This is a genomic window from Pseudoalteromonas sp. Z9A6, assembly GCF_011378805.1.
Taxonomy (GTDB): domain Bacteria; phylum Pseudomonadota; class Gammaproteobacteria; order Enterobacterales; family Alteromonadaceae; genus Pseudoalteromonas; species Pseudoalteromonas distincta.
The window spans coordinates 77362-88101 of sequence record NZ_WTKZ01000013.1; the positions used below are offsets into that span (position 1 = coordinate 77362).

Consider the following 10740-nt stretch of genomic DNA (forward strand, 5'->3'; position numbering starts at 1 on the left):
AAAGCAAGCCATTAGGCTTGCCAAGAAGGGTGTTAATTAGCTCTAACCTAGTCTTTAAGCTATTAGCTTTTCCGCAAGGTTTAATTCCATAATGGCTTTTAATAAACGGTATAGGTTAATTGACGCGTCAATTTCTTCTTTACGGTTTGTTAAGCTTTCAATATTTAGGCCCAGCGGTACATCTAAATGCGCACAGCTTTTAAGTATTAAGTCGAGGTTTTCGCGGCAAATACGGACTGATTCGCTTAATGTATTGTCTGCATCAAGCATGCGCCATTTAGTTGCCTCTGGCACTGAGATACCCAACCATTGCATAAAGTCTAAGGTTTTTTCGCCGCCGCACGGGGTAAACGTTAATATAATACGTTGAGGTGTAATCCCTTGTGCTTTACATGTACGTGCGTAGCTAGTAATTAGCTCTATAGTAGCTTGTGCGTCGTAAACAGCTTGCGATATAAAAAACTGACAACCTTGTGCTGTTTTTTCTATTAATCGTTCGTGCTCATTTCGTTTACTTGAATGGCGCTCAGCAATCGTAACGCCACCTAAAAAGAAATCATCTGATTGCTCAGCCAATGCTTTATACGCATCTGGCAGGCTTAGCTTTATATCGCCTATCGATGATGGGCTACCTACTAAAACAACATTTTGTAAATCGTAGTCGTTTTTAGTTTTACTTAGCCAATCTTTAAATTCGCCTACGCCACGCTGCGCCACACTTTTATAAGTAATCACATCTTGTGCAGATAAATTACGAAGTAAATGGCTGTATTCACGCGGATCAACGGTTTGTTTAAACGCAAATGGGCGGTCTTGATTAGTGCGGCTGCTTTCGTCTTGAATGTCGTAAATTATCACGCCGTCGTATTCAATTTCGTGTAAGCGACCTAATAGCTTTTCTGCAATGATTTTTAATTGCGCTTTATCGGTGCCAATTTTAGGCGGGGTAGTACCAATAAGATAAACACCTTGGTTGGTGTCCACTATCTTCTCTTTTAGTGATAAAGCCATAATCCTCATTCCAGCTAAGTTTGTTTAGATGGATTTAATATAGCAGCCATTTAGACGTCTAGATAGATTTATTTAGTGAAAGTTTTTCAACTAACATGATGTTTATTCATTGTGCTTGTTCCCATAATTTATAATTGACACAGTTGTTTACATAATAAATTCCCTTGGGGCTCTTATATTTATTGGCTTTGGGGCATAATTAAAGAGTTAAATCTGATAACAAATTTGCTCAATTTAAAAAGGGACAACAATGAAATTTAAATTATTAGCAACCAGCTTAGCGGTATCACTGGCGTTAACGGGTTGCGCCATGCAACAAAACCAAAGCACGCAAACAACAGCACAACAAGAACAAGTAAATAAAGCTGATGACCGTGTTTTTTCACAAGATTACTTAATTGAAGAGCTAGAAAACGGCTTACGTGTCATGGTTGTTAAAACCGATTACCCTGATGTAGTGTCGCTGCAAATTCCGGTATCGGTAGGGTCGCGTAACGAAGTTGAAGAGGGCAAAACAGGCTTTGCTCACTTTTTTGAACACATGATGTTTAAAGGCTCACAAAAATACCCTGAAGATGTGTACTCAGACATATTAAAAAATTCAGGTGTTGATAACCGCGCATATACAACAAACGATTACACAAATTACCATTTAAACTTTTCAAAGCAGCATCTTGATAAAGTACTTGAGCTAGAAGCTGATATTTTTCAAAACTTAACCTACACCGAAGAGCAATTTAGAACCGAAGCGCAAACGGTAAAAGGTGAGTACTTAAAAAACAACGCGAGCCCAATTCGTAAATTATTAAGCGCTGTACGCGAAGAAGCGTTTGATAAGCACACGTATAAACACACCACTATGGGCTTTTTTAAAGACATAGAAGCCATGCCTGATCAAATGGCGTACGGAAAAGAGTTTTTTGCTAAATTTTATAAGCCTGAGTATGTGTCACTTGTTATTGTGGGCGATGTAGAGCCAAAAGCTACAATGGCAATGGTTAAAAAGCATTGGGGTAGCTGGAAAAAAGGTAACTATGTTGCCGATATTAAAGCTGAGCCTGTTCAACAAGCGCCAAAATATTTGCACCAGCAAGATGAAGCACTACCAGGGCATTGGTTGCTTGTATCGTACAAAGGCGCTGCGTGGGAGCCTGCTAAAAAAGACAGAGCGGCGCTTGATTTAATCTCACAGCTTTATTTTTCAAATAACTCTGATTTATATCAAGAGCTAGTGGTCGACAAACAAATTGCCAGCCAAATGTTTGCCTATAACCCAGAGACTAAAGATCCGGGTTTATTACACGTATTTGTTAAAGTAGAAAACGCAGACGATTTAGTCACTGCACGCGATGCAATTAACCGAACTTATGCAAAAGCACGCACTGAACTTGTTGATGGTCAAAAACTGAGTGATTTGAAATCGAATCTTAAATACAGCTTTATTAATGGTCTTGATTCGTCGCAAGCGATTGCATCAACCCTTGCCAGCTACATGCATTTTGAGCGCGATCCTGAGGTTATAAACCAGCTGTATAAATCGGCAGATAACATTACCAGCGCAGATATTAAAGCCGTTGCTAATAAATACTTTACCGATAACGCACGTACCACATTAACTATGTCGGCACTTGATAAAGCCCCAGGTTTTGAGCAAGAAGTTGATTTAAATGCGCTTACTGCAAAACTTGAACAAGCATCTGCGGCACCTGCATTTAAAGTGCTTGATAAAACGAATAGCTCGCCATTAATTGATGTTAACTTTTTATTCAATACCGGTGCGGCTGCCGACCCACAAGGCAAAAAAGGTGTTGCTGCGCTCACTGCGGCTATGCTTGCACAAGGTGGCTCAGAGGCGATAAGCTATAAAGATATTCAAAAAGCACTTTATCCGCTTGCGGGTAGCTTTGGCTATCAAATAGATAAAGAAATGCTGTCGTTCCAAGGACGTATTCATAAAGACAATGCAGCGCAGTGGTATTCACTTGTGAGCGAGCAATTATTAAACCCAGGTTTTAGAGATGACGACTTTAAACGCCTTAAAAAAGAAATGATCGACGGTATTAAGTCAGGCTTAAAAGCATCTAACGATGAAGAGCTAGGCAAAGAAGTGCTATACAGTGCACTTTACAAAAATCACCCTTACGAAAGTTACAACTACGGTGATATTTCGGATTTAGAAGCGTTGACGCTAGATGATGTTAAAGCGTTTTATAACAGCGAGCTTACGCAATCTAAACTCACGGTTGGCTTAATTGGGGCTGTGCCTGCAAACCTTAAAGCTAAAATGATGAGCGATTTTGCAACGCTACCAAAAGGTGAGCAAAGCCGTTTAAGTATTCCTGATGCGCCAGTGCTTAAAGGTCATCATGCAACGATTGTAGAAAAATCGGCGCAATCGACTGCTGTATCGTTTGGTTTTCCTATTGATACAATTAGAAGCAGTGAAGACTGGACAGCCCTTTGGCTTGTGCGTTCGTACTTTGGTGAGCACCGTAGTTCTAACAGCTTTTTATATGAGCGCATTCGTGAAACTCGCGGCATGAACTATGGCGATTACGCATACATTGAATACTTTCCACGTGGTATGTTTCAAACCAAGCCAGATGCAAACCTAGGGCGCTCAGAGCAAATATTTCAAGTGTGGTTACGCCCACTTCGCTCTAATAACGATGCGCACTTTGCAACACGTACCGCCTTGTTTGAGCTAGATAAGCTAATTAAAAATGGTATGAGCGAAGGTGATTTTGAAGCTACGCGTAACTTTTTAATTAACTTTGTGCCGCAAATGGTTGCAAGTCAAAATCGCCAATTAGGTTACGCGCTTGATAGCGAATTTTACAACACTGATAACTTTGTAAGTTACGTAACTAATAAACTTAAAACGCTAACGCTTGCTGATGTTAATCGCGTTATTAAAGAAAACTTACAAACAGACAATGTTCACTATGTATTTATTACTGGTGACGGCGCTGATATGCAAAAACGTTTAGCATCGCAGCAAACATCACCAATGATTTATAACACTAATAAACCTGCTGAATTAGTGGCTGAAGATAAAGTGATTGCTGATTATAAATTAGCAATTCCTGCAAAAAATATTGAAGTGATGAAAGTCGATAAAGTATTTCAATAATTTAAGTGTTTTTTAAGCGTTAAAATAATGCCTCGGTGCTATAAGCATCGAGGCATTTTTATTATTTAATAATGAAACTTAATAAACAGTTATACCTAATAACCAGAACAAATAACTAAGGGATTAACACCTTGGTGGTTAAATCCGTTAGACTTGGGAAAAGGCTATTTTATATCAACTTAAGGCAGTGCAGTATTATGCGTCATGCAATTTGGCAACAGCTTCGCGACGAAGCTAACGATGTAGTAAAACGTGAACCATTATTAGCAAGTCATGTTTATTCATGCATTTTGAATCATGATTGTTTAGGTTCGGCATTGAGCTTTATTGTTGCTAATAAATTGGCTGATGCGGTGGTATCTGCATTCACTATCCGAGAGCTTTTTGACCAAGCATTTGTAAAATGTGATCGTATGCTATCTTTTGTTGCCGAGGATATTAAAGCGGTAAAAGACCGCGACCCTGCATCAGAAACCTATCTTACGGTTATATTAAATCTAAAAGGTTTTCATGCTATTCAGGCGCACCGTTTGGCTAATTGCTTGTGGCAACAAAATCGCAAAGAGCTAGCGCGCTTTATTCAAAGCCGTAACTCTGAAGTGTTTGGGGTCGATATTCACCCAGCATGTAAAGTGGGTAAAGGCATTATGTTTGACCACGCAACCGGTATTGTTATTGGTGAAACAGCGGTAATTGAAGATAACGTATCAATACTTCAATCTGTAACGCTTGGCGGTACAGGCAATGAGCAGGGCGATCGTCATCCTAAAATTAGAGCGGGCGTGTTAATTGGCGCCGGCGCTAAAGTACTTGGTAATATTGAAGTAGGTGAGGGCGCACGAATTGGTGCGGGCTCAGTTGTACTTAGCAATGTTCCACCACACACAACCGCTGTTGGCGTACCCGCTAAAATTATTGGTCGACCGGATTGTGAGTGTCCGGCGCAAAGTATGAACCAAAACTTTTTAGCAAATCCTGAGCCTGAAAACGAATCGCACACGAGTGCAATGCTATAAGTAATTAAAAATAATAAAACTTAAAAGGAATTAACATGAACAAGAATAGTTTATTGGCTCTAGGGATTGGGTTTATTGCGGGTGTAGGTTTAACTTGGAGCTACTTTAATGCAGCTTCAAGTTATCCGGAATCTGTTAAGTCGCAGCCAAGTTATGAAAAACAGAAAAAGCTTCATACTGAACAACAAAGTAATGAGGTATTGAGTAATACAGGTTCAGCACCTGAGCAAGTCGCTAGTATAGAGCCCGCTGAAGACACGCCAACAACCAATTCAGAAACCCAAATGCTTGATGAACTACCTTTAGAAGAGCAAGTAACTCAGCTTAAGCAGCAGCTCGCCGAACAGAAAGCGGCGCTCAAAAGTGTTTTAAAGAAAATGAGGAGCCCTTCAGATTTTGAGCAGATTTTACGTGATAAATTTGAAAATCAAACGCGCGACGAAGAATGGGCTTATCGTACTGAGATGGCATTACAAGATTTTTTATTAACAGCTGATTTATCAATTATTCCTGACGTTGTTAGTGCAAAATGTAAAAAAACAGTATGTGAATTTGAACTTGCCGCCCCCACTGATAACGACACATTTGGTAATGCTCAATGGCGAGAGCTAAACGATAAGTTGATGGAACAAGAGTTTTGGCAACAATTTAAAAGCACTACCTCCACATCGAGCGATAGCGAACTTAAAATGTTGCTAAGTACAGAGCTTTAAATAATTTGTGATTCTATAGAGCCATCGACTAACTCTGTAACTAAAACATCGCCTGTTTTAATTTGCCCCACAGATTTAACTACTTTTCCTTGCTGTGTTTTAGTGATGCTATAACCGCGCGCTAAAACATTAAGCGGACTTATCGAGTCTAACCTGCTTGCTTGCAGTGCTAAGCTATTATTCGCTTGTTGTAACTGATGCTGTATAGCTTGGTTTAGCCTAGCTTGTAATTGCGAGAGTTGATGGCTTGCTGAAGCGAGTTTTTTATCAGGTGATTGGCGCATCAAACGCGGCGTTAAGTTATTGAGTGTGCGTTCTTGTTGATATAAACGATTGCGCATAGCTTGTTGCAGCGCAATGCTTAGCTCATCCAAACGTTGTGATTTTTGACTAAGCTGATTACGCGGATGACACAAATTAAGGCGGTGTTGTAACTGTGTTGCTAATGCGCGTTTATCGGCAATACCGTGCTTAAACGCGTTAGATAAACGATTAACCAATTGCGTTACTTTGTTGTGTAACTCTTGCGTATTTGGGCTTACAAGCTCAGCTGCGGCTGATGGAGTGGCTGCACGAACATCAGCAACGTAATCGCTAATGGTTGTATCTATTTCATGGCCTACTGCACTTACTATAGGTAATTCACTTTCAAAAATAGCCCGTGCGAGCTGTTCGTGATTAAAGCACCATAAATCTTCAAGTGATCCGCCGCCTCGTCCTAAAATAAGTACGTCTACTTCATCACGAACATTAGCTAATTCAATTTGATTAATTAAATGTAGGTGTGCTTCTTTGCCTTGTACCATAGCAGGGTAAATGATTACCTCTAGCTGCGGCGCACGGCGTTTAAGTACCGTTAAAATATCTTTTATAGCAGCGCCGGTTGCAGAGGTAATAACACCAATACGATTAATGTTTTGCGGAAGTGGTTTTTTATACGCAGAGCTAAATAATCCTTCGGCGGCCAAACGCATTTTAAGTGCATCGAATTCTTGTTTTAGCTGACCTTCGCCGGCCGGTTCCATATGCTCAACAATAAGCTGGTAGTCACCGCGAGGTTCATAAAGTGATACACGCGCTTTTACTGTAACTTGCGCGCCATTTGCAGGGCGATAGCTTTGGTTGCGATTATTCCCACGCCACATAGCGGCTTTAATTTGTGCTTTATCGTCTTTTAACGAAAAGTACCAATGGCCGGATGCAGGGGTAATAAAGTTAGAAATTTCGCCCGTGAGCACTAAAGATGCAAAACCTTGCTCAAGGATTGTGCGAATTTCTCTATTAAGGCGCGACACGGTGTAAACCGTCTGCGAAGGCTTCGAAAACATAAAAAACAACCTAAAACTATTTATTGCACTACTTTATCATAAATATTTGCGAAATATTATTTACTCATGCCAACAACGCTGTTAAAATTTGGCCGCAATTCCTTATCTTAGATCCACATGTGAGAAGTTGCCAAAATGCTTAGAATCGCTAAAGAAGCTCTTACCTTTGATGACGTACTTTTAGTACCTGGTCATTCTACTGTTTTGCCACACACGGCAAATATTTCAACTCGCTTAACGCGTGGTATCAAACTTAACTTGCCGCTTATTTCAGCATCTATGGATACTGTTACAGAAGCTCGTTTAGCTATTGCCCTTGCGCAAGAAGGTGGTCTTGGTTTTATTCATAAAAACATGACTATTGAAGAACAAGCGAAAAACGTACGTAAAGTTAAAACCTACGAAGCAGGTATTGTTTCATACCCTGTAACGGTTACTGCCGATTTAACAATTGCAGATGCAATTGAGCTTTCGCACGAAAAAGGTTTTTCAGGCTTTCCGGTTACCGATAGCAATAATGTGCTTGTAGGCATTGTTACTAGTCGTGATATGCGTTTTGAAACTAAGCTTGAACAGCCTGTTTCTACCGTTATGACTAAAAAAGAAAAGCTTGTTACCGTTAAAGAAGGCGCAGCACGCGAAGAAATTTTAGGCTTAATGCACGAACACCGCATTGAAAAAATCCTTGTTGTTGATGATGAATTTAAACTTAAAGGCATGATCACAGTAAAAGATTACCAAAAAGCCCAAGACAAACCTGACGCATGTAAAGACGACCAAGGTCGTTTACGTGTAGGTGCAGCTGTAAGTGTTGGTGCAGGTACTGATGAGCGTATTGCTGCATTAGTAGAAGCGGGTATTGATGTTTTACTTATCGATACATCGCATGGCCACTCTCAAGGTGTTATTGACCGTGTTACTAAAACACGTAAAGAGTACCCAGACTTACAAATTATTGCAGGCAACATAGCAACAGCTGAAGGTGCGATTGCACTTGCTGATGCCGGAGCGGATGCAGTTAAAGTAGGTATCGGCCCAGGCTCTATCTGTACTACACGTATTGTTACCGGTTGTGGCGTTCCACAAATTACCGCTATTTCAGATGCTGTTGAAGGCTTAAAAGGTCGCGACATTCCTGTTATTGCTGATGGTGGCATTCGTTTTTCTGGTGATATTGTTAAAGCACTTGTTGCTGGTGCATCGTGTGTAATGGTGGGTTCACTGCTTGCTGGTACTGAAGAAGCACCAGGTGAAGTTGAATTATACCAAGGCCGTTATTACAAATCTTACCGTGGTATGGGCTCATTAGGCGCGATGGATCAAAAAGAAGGTTCATCAGATCGTTACTTCCAAAAATCAAACGAAGCAGACAAGTTAGTACCTGAAGGTATAGAAGGTCGCGTAGCTTACAAAGGTCCTATTGCAACGATTATTCATCAGCAAGTGGGCGGCCTACGAAGCGCTATGGGCTTAACGGGTTGTGCAACAATTGAAGAGCTAAATACAAAACCACAATTTGTACGTGTTACTTCAGCAGGTATGGGTGAGTCGCACGTTCATGATGTGCAAATCACTAAAGAAGCACCAAATTACCGCTTAGGTTAAGCAGCGTAATTAATTTAATATACTGGGCTTGCTTTGCAAGCCCTCTTTTTAGTCGTTTATATAAATACCAATTGCATTAATAAAGTGGTCAATTATTGCGACAGATAAATGGCTCAATAACGAGGCAAAAATTTCGATTTTTAGTTTCTTCTAAATAAGAAGTTTTTAACGTGGTTAGAGAGTTATTTAGCCTGCAAGAATTAGTAATGTTTAATAAAATTGGTATTCAAAGCGGCATTTAGCATCAGACTTTACGAGATACTCCATGAGCAAAGATATTCACGATTCACGAATTCTCATTTTAGACTTTGGTTCACAATACACTCAATTAATCGCCCGCCGTGTGCGTGAAATTGGTGTTTACTGTGAACTTTGGGCATGGGATGTGACTGAAGAGCAAATCCGCGAGTTCAACCCACAAGGTATTATTCTTTCTGGTGGTCCAGAATCAACAACACTTGAAAACAGCCCGCGCGCTCCTGAGTATGTATTTAATGCAGGCGTGCCTGTGCTAGGTATTTGCTACGGTATGCAAACAATGGCAGCTCAACTTGGCGGAAGTGTACACAGCTCTGATAAAAAAGAGTTTGGTTACGCACAAGTAGAAAAAGTAGGCAGCTGTGCATTATTTGATGCAATTGAAGACAGCATTACCGATGGCGGCAACGGCATACTCGACGTATGGATGAGCCATGGCGACAAAGTAATGGATATTCCAGCTGGTTTTGCAACAACAGCTAAAACATCTACTTGTCCACATGCTGCAATGTCTAACGAAGAAAAACGTTTTTACGGTGTACAGTTTCACCCAGAAGTAACACACACGCATCAAGGTCAGCGCTTATTAGAGCGTTTTGCTATTGATATTTGTGGCTGTGAAAAATTGTGGACTGCTGCAAAAATTATCGATGATGCTATCGAGCGTATTAAAGAAACTGTAGGCGATGACGAAGTTATTTTAGGCCTCTCTGGTGGTGTTGATTCATCGGTTGTGGCTATGCTTATTCACCGTGCAATTGGCGAAAGACTAACATGTGTATTTGTTGATAATGGTTTACTTCGTTTAAACGAAGGCCAACAAGTAATGGACATGTTTGGTAATAAATTTGGCTTAAACATTGTTAAGGTTGAAGCTGAAGAGCAGTTTTTAAATGATCTAGCGGGTAAGTCAGACCCAGAAGATAAACGTAAAGCCATTGGTCACACGTTTATTAATGTATTTGATGAGCAAGCCAAAAAGCTTAAAAATGCAAAATGGTTAGCGCAAGGTACAATTTATCCTGATGTAATTGAATCAGCGGCATCTGCAACTGGTAAAGCGCATGTTATTAAATCTCACCACAATGTGGGCGGATTACCAGATGACATGAAAATGGGCCTTGTTGAGCCATTACGTGAATTATTCAAAGATGAAGTACGTAAAATTGGCCTAGAGCTAGGTTTACCGTACGACATGCTTTACCGTCATCCTTTCCCTGGACCAGGTTTAGGTGTGCGTGTACTTGGCGAAATCAAAAAAGAATACTGTGATTTATTACGCCGCGCTGATGCGATTTTCATCGAAGAGCTTCACAAAGCTGAGCTTTACCATAAAGTAAGCCAAGCGTTTACTGTATTCTTACCTGTTAAATCGGTAGGGGTTATGGGTGATGCACGTAAGTACGATTGGGTTGTATCACTTCGTTGTGTGGAAACAATCGACTTTATGACAGCGCGCTGGTCACATTTACCTTATGAGTTTTTAGGTGTGGTTTCAAACCGTATCATCAATGAAATAGATGGTATTTCTCGTGTTGTTTACGATATTTCAGGTAAACCACCTGCAACTATCGAATGGGAATAATTAATTTTAGTGTAACTATTCAGCCTCATCTGAAATGAATACATCAGGCAGCTGATTTTTGAATAATAACTCAAGGGCTAGGCTTGCAGAT

At 40.4% G+C, this 10740-nt stretch carries 7 protein-coding genes; 5 read left to right on the plus strand and 2 right to left on the minus strand.

The annotated features are described in order from the left end of the window. Positions 1–54: 54 nt before the first annotated feature. A complete protein-coding gene (locus GQR53_RS07595) occupies positions 55–1011 on the minus strand; it encodes a methylenetetrahydrofolate reductase (RefSeq protein ID WP_024606058.1) in 957 nt (318 codons plus the stop codon). A gap of 250 nt (positions 1012–1261) precedes the next feature. Between GQR53_RS07595 and GQR53_RS07600 the strand changes: the two genes are divergently transcribed. The 3 genes from GQR53_RS07600 to GQR53_RS07610 all read left to right on the plus strand — a co-directional run bounded on the left by GQR53_RS07600 (position 1262) and on the right by GQR53_RS07610 (position 5873). Beyond that, positions 1262–4144 carry a pitrilysin family protein gene (locus tag GQR53_RS07600; protein ID WP_024606057.1) on the plus strand — a complete coding sequence of 961 codons (2883 nt, stop codon included), beginning with the start codon at positions 1262–1264 and terminating at the stop codon, positions 4142–4144. A 197-nt stretch (positions 4145–4341) separates the two neighbouring features. Beyond that, positions 4342–5160: a serine O-acetyltransferase gene (gene cysE / locus GQR53_RS07605; RefSeq protein WP_024606056.1), complete on the plus strand. Its 819-nt coding sequence runs from the start codon at positions 4342–4344 to the stop codon at positions 5158–5160. A 35-nt stretch (positions 5161–5195) separates the two neighbouring features. Continuing rightward, entirely contained in the window at positions 5196–5873 is a 678-nt protein-coding gene (locus GQR53_RS07610) for a hypothetical protein (protein ID WP_024606055.1), read from the plus strand. Here GQR53_RS07610 and xseA read toward each other — a convergent pair. Beyond that, complete coding sequence (gene xseA, locus GQR53_RS07615; RefSeq protein WP_024606054.1) at positions 5870–7201, minus strand: exodeoxyribonuclease VII large subunit; 1332 nt, start codon at positions 7199–7201, stop codon at positions 5870–5872. The genes GQR53_RS07610 and xseA overlap by 4 nt on opposite strands. Positions 7202–7336: 135 nt before the next feature. Between xseA and guaB the strand changes: the two genes are divergently transcribed. Together guaB and guaA are read left to right on the plus strand one after the other, a co-directional pair. Beyond that, on the plus strand, positions 7337–8806 hold the full coding sequence (gene guaB / locus GQR53_RS07620) for an IMP dehydrogenase (RefSeq protein WP_002958783.1): 1470 nt from the start codon (positions 7337–7339) through the stop codon (positions 8804–8806). Between the two features lie 265 nt (positions 8807–9071). Continuing rightward, positions 9072–10649, plus strand: coding sequence for a glutamine-hydrolyzing GMP synthase (gene guaA / locus GQR53_RS07625; protein WP_024606053.1), 1578 nt, complete (start codon positions 9072–9074; stop codon positions 10647–10649). Positions 10650–10740 lie beyond the last annotated feature (91 nt).

Coding starts and splice junctions, on each gene's coding strand:
- GQR53_RS07595 (WP_024606058.1), bottom strand. CDS start 1,011: ATGGCTTTATCACTAAAAGAGAAGATAGTGGACACCAACCAAGGTGTT.
- GQR53_RS07600 (WP_024606057.1), top strand. CDS start 1,262: ATGAAATTTAAATTATTAGCAACCAGCTTAGCGGTATCACTGGCGTTA.
- cysE (WP_024606056.1), top strand. CDS start 4,342: ATGCGTCATGCAATTTGGCAACAGCTTCGCGACGAAGCTAACGATGTA.
- GQR53_RS07610 (WP_024606055.1), top strand. CDS start 5,196: ATGAACAAGAATAGTTTATTGGCTCTAGGGATTGGGTTTATTGCGGGT.
- xseA (WP_024606054.1), bottom strand. CDS start 7,201: ATGTTTTCGAAGCCTTCGCAGACGGTTTACACCGTGTCGCGCCTTAAT.
- guaB (WP_002958783.1), top strand. CDS start 7,337: ATGCTTAGAATCGCTAAAGAAGCTCTTACCTTTGATGACGTACTTTTA.
- guaA (WP_024606053.1), top strand. CDS start 9,072: ATGAGCAAAGATATTCACGATTCACGAATTCTCATTTTAGACTTTGGT.